The 17,230-nt window shown below is 69.1% G+C and carries 15 protein-coding genes; 8 read left to right on the forward strand and 7 right to left on the reverse strand.

What is annotated here, in order from left to right:
• Positions 1–99 precede the first annotated feature (99 nt).
• Positions 100–1,956, reverse strand: a complete 1,857-nt coding sequence (locus AB6806_RS18505; protein ID WP_142023046.1) for a M3 family oligoendopeptidase — start codon at positions 1,954–1,956, stop codon at positions 100–102.
• 215 nt (positions 1,957–2,171) lie between these two features.
• Between AB6806_RS18505 and AB6806_RS18510 the strand changes: the two genes are divergently transcribed.
• The 3 genes from AB6806_RS18510 (at position 2,172) to AB6806_RS18520 (ending at position 7,868) form a co-directional block, all read left to right on the forward strand.
• Positions 2,172–3,668 (forward strand): sigma-54-dependent transcriptional regulator, encoded by a 1,497-nt coding sequence (locus tag AB6806_RS18510; RefSeq protein ID WP_038363032.1) that lies wholly within the window; start codon positions 2,172–2,174, stop codon positions 3,666–3,668.
• Between the two features lie 105 nt (positions 3,669–3,773).
• Positions 3,774–5,795 (forward strand): L,D-transpeptidase family protein, encoded by a 2,022-nt coding sequence (locus tag AB6806_RS18515; RefSeq protein ID WP_142023045.1) that lies wholly within the window; start codon positions 3,774–3,776, stop codon positions 5,793–5,795.
• A gap of 318 nt (positions 5,796–6,113) precedes the next feature.
• Positions 6,114–7,868, forward strand: a complete 1,755-nt coding sequence (locus AB6806_RS18520; RefSeq protein ID WP_370955109.1) for a peptidoglycan L,D-endopeptidase MepK — start codon at positions 6,114–6,116, stop codon at positions 7,866–7,868.
• A gap of 122 nt (positions 7,869–7,990) precedes the next feature.
• Here the strand turns inward: AB6806_RS18520 and AB6806_RS18525 are convergent, their stop codons facing one another.
• Positions 7,991–8,599 (reverse strand): glutathione S-transferase family protein, encoded by a 609-nt coding sequence (locus AB6806_RS18525; RefSeq protein ID WP_370955110.1) that lies wholly within the window; start codon positions 8,597–8,599, stop codon positions 7,991–7,993.
• Positions 8,600–8,677: 78 nt separating this feature from the next.
• Entirely contained in the window at positions 8,678–9,679 is a 1,002-nt protein-coding gene (locus AB6806_RS18530) for a LysR family transcriptional regulator (RefSeq protein WP_112764901.1), read from the reverse strand.
• A 191-nt stretch (positions 9,680–9,870) separates the two neighbouring features.
• Between AB6806_RS18530 and AB6806_RS18535 the strand changes: the two genes are divergently transcribed.
• Complete coding sequence (locus tag AB6806_RS18535; protein WP_038363026.1) at positions 9,871–10,458, forward strand: nitroreductase family protein; 588 nt, start codon at positions 9,871–9,873, stop codon at positions 10,456–10,458.
• A 124-nt stretch (positions 10,459–10,582) separates the two neighbouring features.
• Here AB6806_RS18535 and AB6806_RS18540 read toward each other — a convergent pair whose 3' ends face one another.
• Positions 10,583–10,825, reverse strand: a complete 243-nt coding sequence (locus AB6806_RS18540; RefSeq protein WP_038363023.1) for a DUF2312 domain-containing protein — start codon at positions 10,823–10,825, stop codon at positions 10,583–10,585.
• Positions 10,826–11,054: 229 nt separating this feature from the next.
• On the opposite strand from AB6806_RS18540, the gene AB6806_RS18545 reads away from it, so the two are divergent.
• The 3 genes from AB6806_RS18545 (at position 11,055) to pyk (ending at position 14,325) form a co-directional block, all read left to right on the forward strand.
• Positions 11,055–12,359: a glycerate kinase type-2 family protein gene (locus AB6806_RS18545; protein ID WP_370955111.1), complete on the forward strand. Its 1,305-nt coding sequence runs from the start codon at positions 11,055–11,057 to the stop codon at positions 12,357–12,359.
• Positions 12,360–12,361: 2 nt separating this feature from the next.
• On the forward strand, positions 12,362–12,808 hold the full coding sequence (locus AB6806_RS18550; RefSeq protein WP_038363021.1) for a DUF1036 domain-containing protein: 447 nt from the start codon (positions 12,362–12,364) through the stop codon (positions 12,806–12,808).
• Positions 12,809–12,885: 77 nt separating this feature from the next.
• Positions 12,886–14,325, forward strand: coding sequence for a pyruvate kinase (pyk, locus tag AB6806_RS18555; RefSeq protein ID WP_113251925.1), 1,440 nt, complete (start codon positions 12,886–12,888; stop codon positions 14,323–14,325).
• Between the two features lie 136 nt (positions 14,326–14,461).
• Here the strand turns inward: pyk and AB6806_RS18560 are convergent, their stop codons facing one another.
• A complete protein-coding gene (locus AB6806_RS18560) occupies positions 14,462–15,100 on the reverse strand; it encodes a tetratricopeptide repeat protein (protein ID WP_112764903.1) in 639 nt (212 codons plus the stop codon).
• Between the two features lie 157 nt (positions 15,101–15,257).
• Positions 15,258–15,383 (reverse strand): type B 50S ribosomal protein L36, encoded by a 126-nt coding sequence (gene ykgO / locus AB6806_RS18565; RefSeq protein ID WP_038363015.1) that lies wholly within the window; start codon positions 15,381–15,383, stop codon positions 15,258–15,260.
• A gap of 247 nt (positions 15,384–15,630) precedes the next feature.
• On the opposite strand from ykgO, the gene AB6806_RS18570 reads away from it, so the two are divergent.
• A complete protein-coding gene (locus AB6806_RS18570; RefSeq protein ID WP_142023042.1) occupies positions 15,631–15,840 on the forward strand; it encodes a hypothetical protein in 210 nt (69 codons plus the stop codon).
• A gap of 45 nt (positions 15,841–15,885) precedes the next feature.
• Here the strand turns inward: AB6806_RS18570 and AB6806_RS18575 are convergent, their stop codons facing one another.
• The gene (locus tag AB6806_RS18575; RefSeq protein WP_142023041.1) at positions 15,886–17,199 is read right to left on the reverse strand and encodes an MFS transporter; all 1,314 of its coding nucleotides are present in this window, start codon (positions 17,197–17,199) and stop codon (positions 15,886–15,888) included.
• Positions 17,200–17,230: the final 31 nt, after the last annotated feature.

A 17,230-nucleotide genomic window follows, 5' to 3' on the forward strand; every position in this document is an offset into this window, starting at 1 on the left:
TCACTCTCGGGCGAAGCGTAGCGGAGACCCGAGAATCTCAGGACGAGAAGGCACTGGTTTCCGAGATGGTCGGGGCAAGCCCGACCATGACGGCAAGCCTCACTCCATCCCCTCCAGCTCGATGATCATCCCCTCGATCATCTTGAGCCCGATCTGCCAGAAGCCCGGATCCTTCGCATCGAGCCCGAAAGGCTTGAGCAATTCGCCATAGGGCTTGCTGCCGCCGGCCGCGAGCAGGGCGAAATAGCGGTCCTGGAAGCCCTCCGCCGCGCTCTGGTAGACGCCGTAGAGCGAGTTCACCAGGCAATCGCCGAAGGCATAGGCGTAGACGTAGAAGGGCGAATGGATGAAGTGCGGGACGTAGCACCAGAACGGCTCGTAGCCGCTCGACAGCCGGATCGCCGGCCCAAGACTTTCCGCCTGAACGCCCATCCAGAGATCGCACAGCGCCTCGGCCGTGAGCTCGCCTTGCCGACGCGCCTCATGGACCCTGCGCTCGAAGGTGTAGAAGGCGATCTGGCGCACGACCGTGTTGATCATGTCCTCGACCTTCGCCGCCAGCATCGCCTTGCGCTGCTTCGGGTCGCTGGTCGTGTCGAGCAGGCGCCGGAAGGTCAGCATCTCGCCGAAGACGCTCGCCGTCTCCGCCAGCGTCAATGGCGTCGGCGCCATCAGGGCGCCGTTGGGTGCCGCCAGCACCTGATGCACGCCATGGCCCAACTCATGCGCCAGCGTCATCACGTCGCGCGGCTTGCCCTGGTAGTTCAGCAGCACATAGGGGTGCGCCGACGGCACGGTGGGATGCGCGAAGGCGCCGGGTGCCTTGCCGGGACGCGGCGGCGCGTCGATCCAGCGCTCGTCGAAGAAGCGCCGGGCGATATCCGCCATCTTCGGCGAGAAGGCGCCATAGGCCGAAAGCACGGTGTCGCGCGCCTCGGTCCAGGGGATGCTGCGCTGCTCGATTTCCGGAAGCGGCGCGTTGCGGTCCCAGAAATCGAGCGCGTCGCGGCCGAACCATTTGGCCTTCAGGCGATAATAGCGGTGCGACAGCCGCGGATAGGCCTCGCGCACCGCTGAAACGAGAGCGTCCACGACCTCGCGCTCGACCCTGTTCGCCAGATGGCGGGAATCCGCGACATCCTCGAATTTGCGCCAGCGGTCGGAGATTTCCTTGTCCTTGGCCAGCGTGTTGGTGATCAGCGCGAAGGTGCGCAGCTCCTTGCGGAAGACCTTGCTCAGCGCCTCCGCCGCCTTGCGGCGCGCCTCGCCATCGGCGTCCTGCAATTTGTTGAGCGTGAGCTCCAGCGTCAGCTCCTCGCCATCGACGTCGAAACGCAGCGAGGCAATGGTCTCGTCGAAGAGGCGGTTCCAGGCGGCCGCGCCCGTCATCGACTTCTCGTGGAACAACGCCTCCAGCCGGTCGTCGAGCTGGTGCGGCTTGTCCTTGGAGAGATCGTCGAGCCAGGGCTTCCAATGCGAGAGCGGCGCCTCGCCGGCGACCTTGGCCAGCAAGTCCGGCTCGATCCGGTTGAGCTCGAGCTCGAAGAACAGCAATTCGGTGACGGCGGCGTTCAGCCTGTCCTGCGTGTCGCCATAGAATTTGGCGCGCTGCGGATCGGTGGTGTCGCCGGAATAGACCAGGCCCGCATAGGCGCCGATCCGCCCGAGCAGGTCGCTCAGGCTTTCATAGGCCTTGACCGCCTCGGCCAGCAGGGCGCTGCCATCGGGCTGCCCCGCCAGCTCCGCGAGCTTGCCGCGATAGCCCGCCGCCAGCGCCTGCGCCTGCGTGAAGGCGCGGTCGAGATCGGTCCGGAAGGCGGCGGAATCGATCCCGGGATAGAGATCGTCCAGGTTCCATTCCGGCAGGTCGCCGAGCGCTTTGTCGGAGGCGACGCCGCCGCCATGCGCCGCCGCCTGGCCGTGAACCGTCTCGCCTCGCATCGTCTGGAAGAACATGCTCTCTCCGTCTCGCGGCATCGGGTATGCCCCCACTTAGGCCAGCATGGGGCCGGGGATCAATCTCGGGCGTTCTGCCGCAGCGCTGATGACGGGCCCGGCCGGCGCGCTTAAACTCCGCTTAACTCTTCTGGCCGACGATGCCCCAGAACGGAACAGGCGATTCCTTTCGGAGCCGAGCCTTTCCGTCCTGTTGCGCCGTCTTTCGAGGTGTCATGACCGCCACCGTTCTCGTCGTCGACGACGATCCCGTCCAGCGCCGCCTGCTCGACGCGATGCTCAAGCGTTTCGGCTACGGCGTCCTGGTTGCGGAGAATGGCGAGGCGGCCGTCGCGCTGATCGCCGGCCCGGATGGCGACGCGATCGACGCGATCGTGCTCGACCTCAACATGCCCGGCCTCGACGGCATGGGCGTGCTCGCCACGCTGCGCGAACGCGAGATCGACAAGCCCGTCATCGTGCAGACGGCGAACGGCTCGATCGAGACCGTGGTCACGGCCATGCGCGCCGGCGCCGTCGATTTCGTGGTCAAGCCCGTCGGCGCCGAGCGCCTCCAGGTTTCGCTCAAGAACGCGCTGAAGCTCGGCGCCCTCGAACACGAATTGCGCCATATCAAGCGCCGCGCCTCCAACACGCTGGGCTTCCGCGACCTCGCGACCAAGAGCCCCGACATGGCCCGCGTCGTGCGCCTGGCCGAACGGGCGGCGAAATCGAACATCCCGATCCTGATCGAGGGCGAATCCGGCGTCGGCAAGGAGGTGCTGGCCCGCGCCATCCAGGGCTCCAGCGACCGCAAGGGCAAGCCCTTCGTCACGGTCAATTGCGGGGCGATCCCGCACAATCTCGTCGAATCCATCCTCTTCGGCCATGAGAAGGGCGCCTTCACCGGTGCCACCGAGCGCCATCTCGGCAAATTCGTCGAGGCCAATGGCGGCACGCTGTTCCTCGACGAGGTCGGCGAATTGCCGCTCGACGCCCAGGTCAAGCTGCTGCGCGCCATCCAGGAGAGCGAGGTCGACCCCGTCGGCGGCAAGAAGTCGGTCAGGGTCGACATCCGCGTCATCTCCGCCACCAACAAGAGCCTGCTCGATCAGGTGAAGCGCGGCGAGTTCCGCGAGGATCTCTACTACCGCCTCAACGTCTTCCCGATCACGCTGCCGCCGCTGCGCCAGCGCCGCGAGGACATTCCCGACCTTGCCCGCGGCTTCCTCGCCCGCTTCGCCGCCGAGGAGGGCAAGAAGCTCAGCGGCATCTCCAGCGAGGCGATGACCCTGATCGCGAGCTATGACTGGGCGGGCAATGTCCGCCAGCTCGAGAACGCCATGTTCCGCGCCGTCGTCCTGGCCGATGGCGGCGAGCTCGGCGTCGCCGAGTTCCCGCAGATCGCGGCGCAGATGGATGGTTACGACGTCCGCATCCCGCCGGCGCCGGCCCAGCTCGGCCCGGCCGATGCGCAGGCCGAAGCCGCTCCCCGCATCATCCACATGCCGGTGCGCGACCCGAACTCGCTCGAGCTCGTCTCCGGCTCCGACATGCGCAAGCTCGACGATCTCGAGCGCGACATCATCACTTTCGCGCTGGCGCATTACCGCGGGCACATGTCCGAGGTCTCGCGCAAGCTCGGCATCGGCCGCTCGACGCTCTACCGAAAGCTCAAGGATTACGGGCTGATCGAGAGCGACGGCCATCCTGAGGAAACCGACGCGGCCTGAGCCGCGACGAATCAAAGTGGCGGCCTGTTGCGCCGCCGCATCTTGTGGAAGCAAACCGAGTCACGCAGGAATGGGCGTGATCCGGCATTCATCGGGATAGCGACTATGCCTCGTCGCCACTGGGCGAATCTGACCTCGGCATCCGCCCTGGCCATCATGCTGAGCTGCGCTCCGGTGCTTGCCCAAACGCCTCCGGCCCAAGCCCCCCTCGCCACCGATCCGGCGACCGGCGTGCCCCTGCCCGAGACGCCCCAGCTCAAGCTGCTTGACACCGAGAAGCCGGCCCCTGCCGGCCAGACGGCGACGGACCGCCCCTCCGACAGCGACATCGTCACCGGAACCGTGAAGAGCGGCGCAACCTTGCGCGGTGCCGCCTCGGTCGATGCCACGGCCCCCGTCGAGACGGAAACCGAGCCGGTCACGCTCGACATTCCGCAAGTCGAGGTGCCGGCGCTGGACCCGGCGCTCGTGCCGGCCTCGAAATCCTCCGAGCCGGCGCCCGCCCCTGCTCCCGCCGAGACCGCGCCCGTCCAGGCCGCCCCGGCCCTGCCGGCTCCGGACAAGCCCGTGACGGCCTCGGTGACGGTGGCGCCGCCCGCAGCCGCCCCGGCCGCCGGGCCACTCGAAGCCATCCCGTCACTGGTTCCGCCGCCCGAGATGCCGAAGGTGGTGGTCGACGTGCCGCCGGGCCTCGCCTTCGCCGCCGATATCGCGGCGCGCGCCAATGACGGCGTCGCGGTCCGCCGCCTCGGCGAGCGCGAGCGCGGCGAGATCCTCGCCGCCTATCAGGCGAACGAGAACAAGCCGTTCTGGATCGACGCCAAGGGCTGGACCGCCGCCGGCAAGCGCATCGTCGCCCAGCTCGAGCACGCCGCCGATGACGGCCTGCGCCCGACCGACTACGCCCTTCCGGTCTTCGAGCTGAGCGACAAGGCCAAGCTCGCCGAGGCCGATGTGCGGCTCTCGGCGCTCGCCGTGCTCTATGCCCGCGACGCGCGCGGCGGCCGCCTCGATCCGCGCCGCCTCTCCAAGCTGATCACGCCGACGCTCTACCTGCCCTCGGCGACGGAGGTGCTCTCCGAGCTCGCCGGCGCTCCCGATGCCGGCGCGGTGCTCGCCGCCTACAACCCGCCGCACGAGCAATATCGCCGCCTCAAGGCCAAGCTCGCCGAACTGCGCGAGCATCTCGACGACACGCCGCTAGTGCGCATCCCGGCCGGGCCGCCGCTCAAGCTCGGCATGCGCGACGAGCGCGTGCCGCTGGTGCGCGCCCGCCTCGGCCTCGGCTCCAGCGACGATTCGGTCTTCGACCGCTCGACCTCGCTGGCCCTGGCCGACTTCCAGAAGAAAGCCGGCCTGCCCGCCAACGGCATCCTCAGCGAGCGCACCCTCGCCGCACTCGGCAAGCCCGCGACGGCAAGGGGCGAGGAGGACATTGTCGCCCAGATGGAGCGCTGGCGCTGGCTGCCGCCGGATCTCGGCGCCAAGCACATCATGGTCAACGTGCCGGAGATGCGCGTGCGCGTCATCCGCGACGGACAGGTGATCCACGAGGCCCGCGCGATCATCGGCAAGCCGGATTCGGCGACGCCGATCTTCTCGCACAAGATGGACCACGTCATCGTCAACCCGTCCTGGTACGTGCCGCCCTCGATCCTGAAGAAGGAGTTCCTGCCGGGGCTGGCGGCCGATCCGGACTATGCGGCCAAGCGCGGCTATGTCGTCACCCGCACCAAGGGCGGCGGCATCTCGGTGCGCCAGCCGCCCGGCGAGCGCAACGCGCTCGGCTGGATCAAATTCATGTTCCCGAACGAGCATGCGGTCTATCTGCACGACACGCCGAACCGCCGGCTCTTCGCCGGCGAGCGGCGTGCCCTCAGCCATGGCTGCGTGCGCGTCGACGACCCCTTCGCGCTGGCCGACCAGGTGCTCGGGCCGGAATGGACGAGCGAGCGCCTGAAGAAGCTGATCGGCAAGGGCGAGCGCCGCATCAACCTGCCGCAGCCGCTGCCGATCCACCTCGTCTACAACACCATCGTCATCGGCGCGGACGGCCATATCACCCGCTTCGACGACGTCTACGGCTTCCACCGTCTCGTGCGGCAGGCGCTGGAGCAGCAGGGCTGACGGCTCGCCGGATCTCTCGGACCCGTCCCGAGCAGCCGCGCCGCGGCCGCTCGGACAGGGGCGCAGATCATCGAACCGACTCCCGTTTGTGGAGAATCCGGCCGAATTGGGGCCCGGCCGCCGGTTGGGCACCTTTTCGCCACGATCCGTCTTTAGCCAAACGTTCCCAGAAATTCCTGGCGCGGCGCTGGGCGGCTTGCTAACGGGTCGTTAACGCTTCTCCGCAACTGTTCGTTCACGTTCACCATACCGCTTCGGCGGGGGCACCGAGACGGGTCAGACAGATTGGGCAGGACAGACGCCACGATTCCAGGTTGGTTGCGCTTCGGCTCGAAGCCAGCGCGCCGCCGCGTCGCGATGGTCTGCCTCGCAGTCGCCGCATCCCTGCTCGGCATTCGCGGCACGCAGAATGCCGTCGCCAACGGTGACACGCGTACCATCACCATCCTGCACATGCATACCAAGGAGGAGACGACCGTCACCTTCAAGCAGGATGGTCGCTACGTTTCCTCCGCGCTCGAGAAGCTGAACTGGGCCCTGCGCGACTGGCGCAGCGACGAGCCGATCCGGATGGATCCGCGCCTGTTCGACGTCGTCTGGGAGGTCCAGCGCCAGCTCGGTTCCGAGCAGCCCTTCCACGTCGTCTCCGCCTATCGCTCGCCCAACACCAACGCCATGCTGCGCCGCCGCTCGCGCGCCGTCGCCAAGCACAGCCAGCACATGCTCGGCAAGGCGATGGACTTCTATCTGCCCGACGTGCCGACGGCCCGCATCCGCGAGATCGGCATGCGGCTGCAGCGCGGCGGCGTCGGCTTCTATCCGAACGCCCACACCCCCTTCGTCCATCTCGATGTCGGCTCGGTGCGCTCCTGGCCGCGCATGACGCGCGACCAGCTCGTGCGGCTCTTCCCGGACCAGAAGACCGTGCATATCCCGGCCGACGGCCAGCCCCTCGCCGGCTACGAGCTTGCCAGGGCCGAGATCCTGTCGGGCGGCGGCTCGGTCGGCGGCTATGCGGTGGCCGATGCCGATGAGGGCGCCGTCCAGTCCTCCGGCGGCAAGAGCCTGTGGGCCTCGCTCTTCGGCGGCGACGACGAGGAGGCCGATGCCCGGCCCGCCGCGCGTGGCCGCCGCGGCACGCGCCAGCAGCCGGCCGTCATGGCCTATGCCAATACCGGCTATGTCGACAGCAATGCCGCCGATGGCGGCCGCTTCGCCGTCGCCGCCGCGCCCAATCCGGCCGCGCAGGCGCTCACGCGCGAACGCTCGCAGCGCATCGCGCCGCAGCAGGCCCCGGTGCAGGCCGCCCCGACACAGCCTGAGCCCGCTCCTGCGGCGATCGCCGCAGCGGCCCCGCCGCCGCAGCCCACCCCCCAGAATCGTCCGCAACTGATCGACGCGCCCTTGCCGCTCGCCCGACCGCGCGGGTTGAGCGCACCGCCTGACGAGCCGGCGGTGCAGGTCGCATCGCTTCCCGGCGCCGCCGGCCCGCTCGCCTTCGCCCAGACCGGCCCGGGCGCCGAGCAGAAGCTCGTCCTCGCCTCGCTGCCGCCGCGCCGCCCGGGCGCGATGGCCGCCCCGGAGAGCCTCGTCGTCGCCGGGACGCCGGCCAATGCGCCTTTGCCGCCGATCCGGCCGACCGGCCTCGCCGATGCGGCGCTCGCCGCCCTGCGCCCGGCCGATGGCGGAAACGCCGCCTCTCCCGCCATCGAGGGCAGGCTCGTGACCGCGAGCCTGCCGCCGGTCCGCCCGCGCGAAGGCGGCGTCAGCTACGTGACTGCGACGGAGCGCTCGGTACCGGTCGCCGCCGATCCCGAAGAGCCGGTCGGCATGGACCGCTCGGGTCTCGATTCGCTGTTCGCCACGGTCGTCCGCCCGGCCCGCAACACCGGCAAGCCGGTCGCGGTGGCGACGGCGCGTGCACGCGCGGCGGCGCCCTCCGCCGCCCCGATCGCCGGTCCAAGCCCTGCCGCGGCGCTCGGCTTCAGCCATGGCGACCCGATCGACGCCAAGCCCGGCGCCTTCACCGGCCCGGCCGTGCGCCCGCTGCCGACGAATTTCGTACAGAACTGAGCGCCGTTTCGCCGTCATGCTCGGGCTTGGCCCGAGCATCTCCGGACGCGCTTGTCCCGGAGCCTCCTTCTGTCCGAGACTCTCGGGTCGCCCTGCGGTCGCCCGAGAGTGACGCCGCGCCCTCACTCCCTGTCGATCGGCCAGGCCTTGAAGACGTCCAGCGCCTCGCAGGCGGCGGCCTGCTTCGCGAGATGGGGCCAGCGCTCCTCCGGCGCGAAGTCCGGGATCACGAAGCGGCAGAAGCCCCAGGCGATGGCGGCGGTGATGTCGCTGGGCAGAAGCTCCGGTCCCGCCGTCAGCGCGCCGTCGCGCGCGGCCGCGTCGAGCAGGTCGAGCGCGGTGTGGAGCTGCGTGACGATGCGCTCCTGCCAGGGCGCGTAGCGCTGCGCCTCCGGCCGCTTGCGCTCATATTCGATCGCGACGGCCTTGTCGGCCGCGACGATGCCGATCCCGGTCAGCGACAGGTCGCGCTCGCGCGAGACGGGCTCGACCGGCCTGAGCGAGCGGCCGGCGACATCCTCGAAATGCTGGATGATCAGCAGCGATTCGCTGATGACCACGCCGCCCTCGGTGACCAGGCTCGGCGCCTTGATCAGCGGGTTGATCGCGCGGAACGCATCCATGTGCCGGAACACCGACACCGAGCGATGCTCGAAGGCGACGTCGAGCAGCGTGCCGACAATGGCGGCGCGGCGCACATAAGGACTGTCGAGCATACCGACCAGCAGCATCAGGCGATCTCCCATGGAACGAGGCGAGCCTGCCGGAAGCCGCGCCGAAAGCCACGCGAAATCGCGTGATGCCGGGGATCACGCCGGCTGATGCTCCGGCGCGGCGGCAACCCTGGCGACCGCTTCGCCGCTTTCCCACGGAGCCTCCCGGGAGACGCCTCGCTCCTGCATCGCCATCTGGCAGGGGTCCCAATAGGGCGTGCCGCCGAAGCGCTCGACGAGCAGGTCGATCAGCACGCGCACCTTACCCGGCACGAAGGCGCCGGGCGGGCGCACGACATAGAGCCCGCGCGTCGGCATCGGATAATCCAGCAGCGCGTGCTTGAGCGCGCCCGAGTGGATCGCGTCCGACGCGATGAAGTTCGGCAGCACGACGAGGCCGAGCCCGGCCACGGCCCATTCCAGCAAGGTCTCGCCGCTATCCGAGCGCAACCGGCCCGGCGGCCGGACGGAAACCCAGCGCTTGCCCATCCGGAACGTCCATTCCTGCTCGGCGGTCCCGGTGTAGAGCAGGCAATCATGCTCGGCGAGATCGTGCGGCGTCGCGGGACGGCCCTTGCGGGCGAAATAGGAGGGGCTGCCGAGAACGGAAGTGTGAACCGGCGCGATGCGCCGGGCGATCAGGCTCGAATCCTTCAGCGTCCCGACCCGGATCGCCGCATCGAACCGCTCGCCGATCAGGTCGACATATTGATCGCTGGCATGAACGTCGATCTCGAGCCGGGGATATTTCAGCGCAAGCTCCCGCAGCAGCGGCGCGACATGGCGGTTGCCGAAGGTCAGCGGCATGGCGAGCCGCAACCGGCCGGCGACGCCGCCCGCCTGCTGCGCCACCGCCTCGCGCGCCTCCTCCAGCTCCGCCAGGATGCGCTCGCTGCGGGCCTTGAACTCGTTGCCGGCCTCGGTCGGGCTCACTCCGCGCGTCGTGCGGCTGAGCAGGCGCGTGCCGAGTTCCTCCTCCAGCTTGCTGACGCGGCGGCTGACGATGGATTTCGACAGGCCGAGAATCTGGGCCGCGCGACCGAAGCCGCCCGTCTCGGCGACGGCGATGAAGCTGCGGATATCGTCGAGCTCCGCCATGGGGCGTTCCTCCGGATGCAACAGTCTGGTGCCTATTATGGGTGTTCCGGTGCAGCAAGTGAACCGCTACCTCTCCACCACCGAACATCAGGTCCCGCTTTCGCAGAAGGGCGCCCCAGGGTGCGTTCCGAGAAAAGCCATTCCGGCTCATCGGCCTGCCAGCGTGATCCGCGTTCACCTACGAGGAAGCCATGCTCGACAAGCTTAAGAAGCGCCGTACGCAATATGCCCTCGGCAAGAACCTGCCGATCTCCGAAACGCAGGTCGATGCCCTGATCAGGGACGCGATCCGCCTGTCCCCCTCCAGCTTCAACTCGCAGAGCTCGCGCGCCGTCGTCCTTTTCGGCAAGGAGAGCGACAAGTTCTGGAACATCGCCAGCGAGGCGCTTCGTGCGGTCGTGCCGGCGGCGGATTTCCAGGCGACGAGCAAGAAGCTCGACAGCTTCGCCAGCGGCGCCGGGACGGTGCTGTTCTACGAGGATCAGGAGCCGGTCAAGGCGCTCCAAGCCAATTTCCCGCTCTACGCGCACAACTTCCCGATCTGGTCCGAACATTCGACCGGCATGGCGCAGTTGGCGGTGTGGACGGCGCTTGCCGACGCCGGTATCGGCGCGAGCCTTCAGCACTATCATCCGCTCGTCGATGCCGACGTGGCCAAGACATGGAACATCCCGGCCTCCTGGGAGCTCAAGGCCCAGATGCCCTTCGGCTCCAATGAGGCCGGCTTTGCGGAGAAGACCTTCATCGACGACGAGCTGCGGTTCCGTACCCACCGTTGAACGAGGCTCGCGACCGGGCAGCGCCGGACGGACCGGGCTGCGTTTCGTCGCCTGAACGAACCGCTTGAAAAGCAAACGCCGCTCGGGATCTCTCGAGCGGCGTTTCAGTATTCTCTGTCGAGGCTCAGACCGTCTCGCCGACCGCCTGGAGATAGAGGTCGAGGATCGCCTCTTCCTCCTTGCGCTCCTCGAGGTCGCGCTTGCGCAGCGCGACGACCTTGCGCAGCACCTTGACGTCGTAGCCGTTGCCCTTGGCCTCGGCATAGACCTCCTTGATGTCGTCGGCGATCGTCTTCTTCTCTTCCTCGAGCCGCTCGATGCGCTCGACGATGCTCTTGAGCTGATCGCCCTGAACCGGATCGTCCATGTCATATCCTTCGGGATCGTAAAATTCGGCCGGCAGCGTTCGCCCGGAACGGGTCCGGGCGTCAAGCCGCAACGCTTCGCAGCGGCGCGTCCTTCAACAGATCCGATGCCGCGGCAGCTTCAAAAGTATGATTACATCATCAAAAGGCAGATGACGCGCGCGCGCGCCCGGCCTAAGACTCGGCCATAAACAACCGCCCTCGACGGGCGGCGCGGGGGCGAGGCGCGGCGTGCGGCCATCATCGATCGACATCAGCGAACTGCGCCTGACCGCGCTGACGATCTACGATGCCGCCGTGGCGCGCGCGCATCCTTCGGGCTGCCTGCCGCAGCATCTGCCGCCCGCCCCGGAACGGGGCCGCCTGATCCTGCTCGCCGCCGGCAAGGCCGCCGGCAGCATGACGGCGCTGGCGGAGGCGCATTACCTCGAGGGCGGCCTGCCGCCCGAGCGTCTCACCGGCCACGCCGTCGCCCGCCACGGCTATACCGCGCCGACCCGGCTGATCCCGATGGTGGCCGCCGGCCATCCGGTGCCGGACGAAGGCAGCGTCGCCAGCGCCGGCCGCGCGCTCGAACTCGCAGCCTCCGCGACAGCCGACGACCTCGTGCTCGTCCTGCTTTCCGGCGGCGGCTCAGCCAATTGGGTCGCGCCCGCCGGCCAGCTGACGCTCGCCGAGAAGCGGGCGGTGACCAAGGCGCTGCTGCGCTCCGGCGCGCCGATCGGCGAGATGAACATCGTCCGCAAGCGGCTCTCGCGCATCAAGGGCGGCCGGCTCGCGCTCGCTGCCGCGCCGGCCCGGCTCCTGACCCTCGCGATCTCCGACGTGCCCGGCGACGACCCTGCCGCCATCGCCTCGGGCCCGACCGTGCCCGATCCGAGCACCATGGCGGACGCCCGCGCCATCGTCGCCCGCTATGGGCTCGATCTGCCGCCGGCCGCCCGCGCCCTCATCGACGACGACGCCAATGAGACGCCGAAGCCCGGCCACCCCGCCTTCGCCAACAGCACGTTCCGCATCATCGCTCGCCCCGCCGATGCGCTCGGCGCCGCCCGCGCCGCCGCCGGGGCGGCCGGCTATGAGGTGATCGATCTCGGCGCGGATCTGGAGGGCGAGGCCCGCGAGGTCGCCGCCGCCCATGCCGACATGGCCAGGCGCCTGAAGGCCGAGGGCCGGCGCGCCGCGATCCTCTCCGGCGGCGAATTGACCGTGACCCTGCGTGGCTCCGGCCGCGGCGGCCCGAGCCAGGAATATGCGCTGGCGCTCGCGATCGCGCTTGGCGGAGAGGCGGGCATCGTCGCGCTCGCCGGCGATACGGACGGCACCGATGGCGGCGGCGGCGAGGCGACCGACCCGGCCGGCGCCGTCATCGATCCCCAGACATTGACGCGCGCGGCCGCGATCGGCCTTGATCCTGCCCGATCCCTCGCCGACAACGATTCGACCGGCTTCTTCGAAGCGCTCGGCGATTTGCTGCAGCCGGGACCGACCCTGACGAACGTCAATGACTGCCGCGTGATCCTGATCGAACCGTGAGAATGCCCGGACATCCTCGAACGGCCGCCTTTGCATGGGCCGTCGGCGCCGCCTTCCTGCTCCTGGGAGCGCTGCCGGCCAAGGCCGATCTGCGCATGTGCAACACCACCACGAGCCGCATCGGCGTCGCCATCGGCTATCGCGACGCGCAGGGCTGGACGACCGAGGGCTGGTGGAACATCAGCCCGCGCGGCTGCGAGACGCTGCTGCGTGGCACGCTGGCCGCGCGTTATTACTATGTGCACGCCGTCGATTACGACAAGGGCGGCGAATGGACGGGCAAATCCGTCATGTGCGTGCGCAACAAGGAATTCACGATTCGCGGCATCGAGGACTGCCTGGCGCGCGGCTATGATCGCGCCGGTTTCTTCGAGGTCGATACGGGCGAGCAGAAGAGCTGGACCATCCAGCTCACCGACACCACCGGCGGGGCCCCGCCCCGGCCCTGAGGCCGGGCCGAACGGGACCAGGCCGCACGAAACGACAGAGATGGCGGCGGGCTTGGAGCCGGCCGCGGGGGAAGACGATGAAGCGCGAACGCCGGATCAAGATCATTGCCACGCTGGGCCCCGCCTCCGCGACCGAGGAGATGTGCGCCAAGCTGTTCGAGGCCGGCGTCGACGTCTTCCGCATCAATATGAGCCACACCCAGCGCGAGACGCTCCATGACAAGGTCGCGATGCTGCGCGGGCTGGAGGCGAAGTTCCGCCGGCCGGTCGGCATTCTCGCCGATCTGCAGGGGCCGAAGCTGCGCGTCGGCTCCTTCGGCGGCGATGGCGGCGCCATGCTCGAGAAGGGCGCGCGCTTCATCCTCGATTCCGACCCCGCTCCGGGCGACGTGAACCGCGTCTACCTGCCCCATCCGGAAATCCTGAGCGCGCTCGAGCCCGGGCACCATCTCATCCTCGACGACGGCAAGCTGCGTCTCATCGTCGAGCAGGCGACGCCCGAGCAGGCCGTGACGAAGGTGCTGATCGGCGGCCGGCTCTCCTCGCGCAAGGGCGTCAGCCTGCCCGACACGGTCATTCCGGTTTCGGCGCTGACGGAGAAGGACCGCTCCGACGCCGAGGTCGCGGCCGAGGTCGGTGTCGACTGGATCGCGCTCTCCTTCGTGCAGCGGCCGGAGGACATGGCGGAGCTGCGCAAGATCGTGCGCGGCCGGGCGCTGGCGCTCGCCAAGATCGAGAAGCCGCAGGCCGTCGCGCGGATGGAGGAGATCATCGACGCCTCCGACGCCATCATGGTCGCGCGCGGCGATCTCGGCGTCGAGATGCCGCTGGAGAAGGTGCCGGGCACGCAGAAGCGGCTGACCCGCATGGCCCGGCTCAAGGGCAAGCCGGTCGTGGTCGCGACCCAGATGCTCGAAAGCATGATCACGAGCCCGGTGCCGACCCGCGCCGAGGTCTCAGACGTCGCGACCGCCGTCTTCGAGGGCGCCGACGCGGTGATGCTCTCCGCCGAGAGCGCCGCCGGCCAGTATCCGGTCGAGGCGGTGACGATGATGAACCGCATCGCCGAGGAGGTCGAAAACGACGCGGTCTACCGCTCGATCCTCGATTCGCAGCGCAACGAGCCGGAGGCCACCGGCGCCGACGCCATCGCCAAGGCGGCCCACGAGATCGCCGAGACGCTGAACCTCAAGGCGATCTGCGCCTGGACCTCGTCCGGCTCCACCGCCTTCCGCATTGCGCGCGAACGCCCGAATTCGACCGTGATCGCCCTGACGCCGAACCGCGCCACGGCGCGACGCCTCACCTTGGTCTGGGGTGTCCACGCCATCGTCACCAAGGACGCCAGCGACGCCGACGACATGGCCTTCCGCGCCTGCAAATTCGCGGTGCGCGAGCATTACGCCAAGATCGGCGACCGGGTGATCGTCGTCGCCGGCGTTCCCTTCGGCACGCCGGGCGCGACCAACATGGTCCGCATCGCCTTCGTCGCGCAGGAGCATGTCGCGAAGGCGTGAGCCGGCCATCGCTCAGCGTCATTCTCGGGCGAAGCGAAGCGCAGACCCGAGAATCTCGGGACGACAAAGCGCTGAAATCCGCTTCGGCGAGAGATGCTCGGGTCAAGCCCGAGCATGACGGGAGGTTTCCGGGCGCTCAGGTATCGCGCCCGTCGACCTCGAATTTGAGCGACTCGACGGCCTTCTTCACCGTCTCGAATTCCGGATAGACATCCAGCGCCCGGCGGAAGGCGACCATGGCCGCCTTGTCGTCGCCCTGCTGGCGCAGGATGAGGCCGAGCCCCATCATCGCGCCGTAATGGCGCGGCTCGCGCTTCAGCGTCTCGCCGATGTCGAACAGCGAGCGGATCGGGTCGCCAGCGATGTAGAGCGCGTTGGCGCGCTGGTTCCAGGCCTCGGCCCAGTCCGGCTGCAGGCTGATGACCCGGTCGAGCAATTCGATCGCCAGATCCGTCTGCTTGGCCTTGAGCGCCTCCTGCGCCCGCGTCATCAGCAGGTCCGCCGTGTCGGAGCCCGAGCGCGCCCAGCGTCGCTGGATCAGGTTGGCGACGCCCTGCGCCTCTTCCGGCGTTTTCGCGTCATGGAGGCGCTGGAACAGCCGGTCGAGCGTCGCCGCCGGCGTGCGCGGCGCGGGAGCCTCCGGCGCGGCCGGGTTTTCCATCTTGTCGGAGGGCGCGACCGAGCCCGGCCGCTGCGGCGGAACGGCCTGCGCCATGGCGCCTGCCGATGTCAGGGCCAGCGCCAGAAGGGCGGTGCCGATGCGAGATGCGCTCATGAGGGAGAATTTAGTCGCCCTGTCCGGGACGTCAAATCACGCACCGGCGAGGCGGGACGGCGCCTGTGCGAGGCAACGCAAAAAAGCGGCACGCCATCGGCGTCCCGCTTCGCAAAGTCCTGGCTCCGCCGCGCGGCCTTGCAGGCCGCGTGGAAGCTCAGCCCTGACGCGCCTTGAAGCGCTTCTGGACCTTGTTGATGATGTAGACGCGGCCCTTGCGGCGCACCAGCTGGTTGTCGCGATGGCGCGCACGCAGCGACTTCAGCGAATTGCGGATCTTCATTGTACCAACTCCATCGGCCCGCCCTCGCGAGCGCGCCGGTCAAAAAACTCACAGTCTGCGAAGCGAGCCTCGCGGCCCTCATCGCCCATGACAACGGTGCGACTGTTGCGATGTCGGCTGTATACGGATTTTTCCGTGGATCGCAAGTGCGATCGCCACCGCTCCGGCAGGAAATCCGCTTTCCATCCTCGGGAACCTTGGCGACAAGACAGCGTTCTCATCCTCGCCTTCACCGGAGACCCGGCCCATGCGCCTGCCCCTTCTCGCTTCCGCCCTCGCCGCCGCCCTCATGCTCGCCGCCTGCGGCAACACCGTGGAGCAGCGCATCGGCGGCGCCGCTGTCGGCGCCGGCACGGGCGCCGTCGTGGCCGGACCGGTCGGCGCTGTCGTCGGCGGTGCAGCCGGAGCCGTCACCGGGCCGTCCGTCGCGCGCGCCACGCGCCGCGCCACCCGCTGAGCGAAGGGCCGAGCCTGCGACGCAAGGCTCGGCCACCCGCATTTCCTAGGCTGCGGCGGCCTGCCGGCCCCGCAGCGGCAGGCTGCCGCCCTTGAGGCAGACCGCCATGCCGGCGGCGATCAGGCACAGCGCCCCGGCGATGAAGAAGGCCGGCAGGTAGCTGTCATAGGCCGTGCGGCTGAAGCCCGCCCCATAGGCCGCGAAGGCGGCGCCGAGCTGGTGGCCAGCGAAGATCCAGCCGAAGACCAGATTGGCCCGCTCGCCGAAGCGGTCGGCGGTGATCTTCACCGTCGGCGGCACGGTCGCGACCCAGTCGAGCCCGTAGAACACGGCAAAGAGCGACAAGCCGTAGAACGAGAAATCGGTGAAGGGCAGGTAGAGCAGCGACAGCCCGCGCAGGCCATAATACCAGAACAGCAGCCAGCGGCTGTCATAGCGGTCGGACAGCCAGCCCGAGCCGACCGTGCCGATGAAGTCGAAGACGCCGATCATCGCCAGCACGCTCGCCGCCGTCACCGCCGCCATGCCGAAATCGCCGCAGAGCGAGACGAAATGCGTCTGGACGAGGCCGTTGGTGCTCGCCCCGCAGACGAAGAAGGTGCCGAAGAGCAGCCAGAAGGCGCCCGTCCCGGCCGCCTCGCGCAGCGCCAGCAACGGCGACATCAGCATCGCCCCGAAACCGACGGGCTGCGCCGGTGCCGGCACGATCCGGTCGCCACCATAAGGCGCGAGGCCAAGATCGGACGGCCGGTCCCGCATCAGCAGCAGCACCATCAAAGCCGCGAACAGCAGCATCCCGAGCACGAAGACGAGCGCGCCGCGCCAGCCGACACTGTCCGCCAGCCCGGCCAGCAGCGGCAGGAAGACGAGCTGCCCGGTCGCGGTGCTCGCCGTCAGCAGGCCGATCACCAGCCCCCGCCTGTGCTGGAACCAGCGCGTCGCCACGGTCGCGCCCAGCACCATCGCGGTCAGCCCCGTGCCCAGCCCGACGACGACGCCCCAGAGCAGCACGAGATGCCAGATCTTGGTCATCGCGAAGGAGCCGAGAATGCCGCTGGCGATCAGCACGAGCGCGGTGCTCGCGACCCGCCGGACCCCGAACCGGTTCATGAAGGCCGCCGCGAAGGGCCCCATCAGGCCAAACAGCACGAGCCGCACCGCCAGCGCCGAGGAGATATCCGCCGTCGCCCAGCCGAATTCCCGCTCCAGCGGACCGATCAGAACGCCCGGCGCGCCGACCGCGCCGGCCGTGACCAGCATGGTCAGGAAGGTCACGGCGGCGACCACCCAGCCATAGTGAATGCCTCGGCGCCCCAGCGCGCCGGCAAGGCCGGACGGCGGATGAACGATCTGATCCATCGTGATCTCCATTAAGGGCATATGCCCGTAT

The sequence above is a fragment of the Allobosea sp. RCC_152_1 genome (genome assembly GCF_041360765.1).
Taxonomy (GTDB): domain Bacteria; phylum Pseudomonadota; class Alphaproteobacteria; order Rhizobiales; family Beijerinckiaceae; genus Allobosea; species Allobosea spartocytisi.

What these genes read in the sequence shown, in the direction of transcription:
- AB6806_RS18505 (WP_142023046.1), bottom strand. Translation starts at nt 1,956, where the DNA reads ATGTTCTTCCAGACGATGCGAGGCGAGACGGTTCACGGCCAGGCGGCG.
- AB6806_RS18510 (WP_038363032.1), top strand. Translation starts at nt 2,172, where the DNA reads ATGACCGCCACCGTTCTCGTCGTCGACGACGATCCCGTCCAGCGCCGC.
- AB6806_RS18515 (WP_142023045.1), top strand. Translation starts at nt 3,774, where the DNA reads ATGCCTCGTCGCCACTGGGCGAATCTGACCTCGGCATCCGCCCTGGCC.
- AB6806_RS18525 (WP_370955110.1), bottom strand. Translation starts at nt 8,599, where the DNA reads ATGCTGCTGGTCGGTATGCTCGACAGTCCTTATGTGCGCCGCGCCGCC.
- AB6806_RS18530 (WP_112764901.1), bottom strand. Translation starts at nt 9,679, where the DNA reads ATGGCGGAGCTCGACGATATCCGCAGCTTCATCGCCGTCGCCGAGACG.
- AB6806_RS18535 (WP_038363026.1), top strand. Translation starts at nt 9,871, where the DNA reads ATGCTCGACAAGCTTAAGAAGCGCCGTACGCAATATGCCCTCGGCAAG.
- AB6806_RS18540 (WP_038363023.1), bottom strand. Translation starts at nt 10,825, where the DNA reads ATGGACGATCCGGTTCAGGGCGATCAGCTCAAGAGCATCGTCGAGCGC.
- AB6806_RS18550 (WP_038363021.1), top strand. Translation starts at nt 12,362, where the DNA reads ATGCCCGGACATCCTCGAACGGCCGCCTTTGCATGGGCCGTCGGCGCC.
- pyk (WP_113251925.1), top strand. Translation starts at nt 12,886, where the DNA reads ATGAAGCGCGAACGCCGGATCAAGATCATTGCCACGCTGGGCCCCGCC.
- AB6806_RS18560 (WP_112764903.1), bottom strand. Translation starts at nt 15,100, where the DNA reads ATGAGCGCATCTCGCATCGGCACCGCCCTTCTGGCGCTGGCCCTGACA.
- ykgO (WP_038363015.1), bottom strand. Translation starts at nt 15,383, where the DNA reads ATGAAGATCCGCAATTCGCTGAAGTCGCTGCGTGCGCGCCATCGCGAC.
- AB6806_RS18570 (WP_142023042.1), top strand. Translation starts at nt 15,631, where the DNA reads ATGCGCCTGCCCCTTCTCGCTTCCGCCCTCGCCGCCGCCCTCATGCTC.
- AB6806_RS18575 (WP_142023041.1), bottom strand. Translation starts at nt 17,199, where the DNA reads ATGGATCAGATCGTTCATCCGCCGTCCGGCCTTGCCGGCGCGCTGGGG.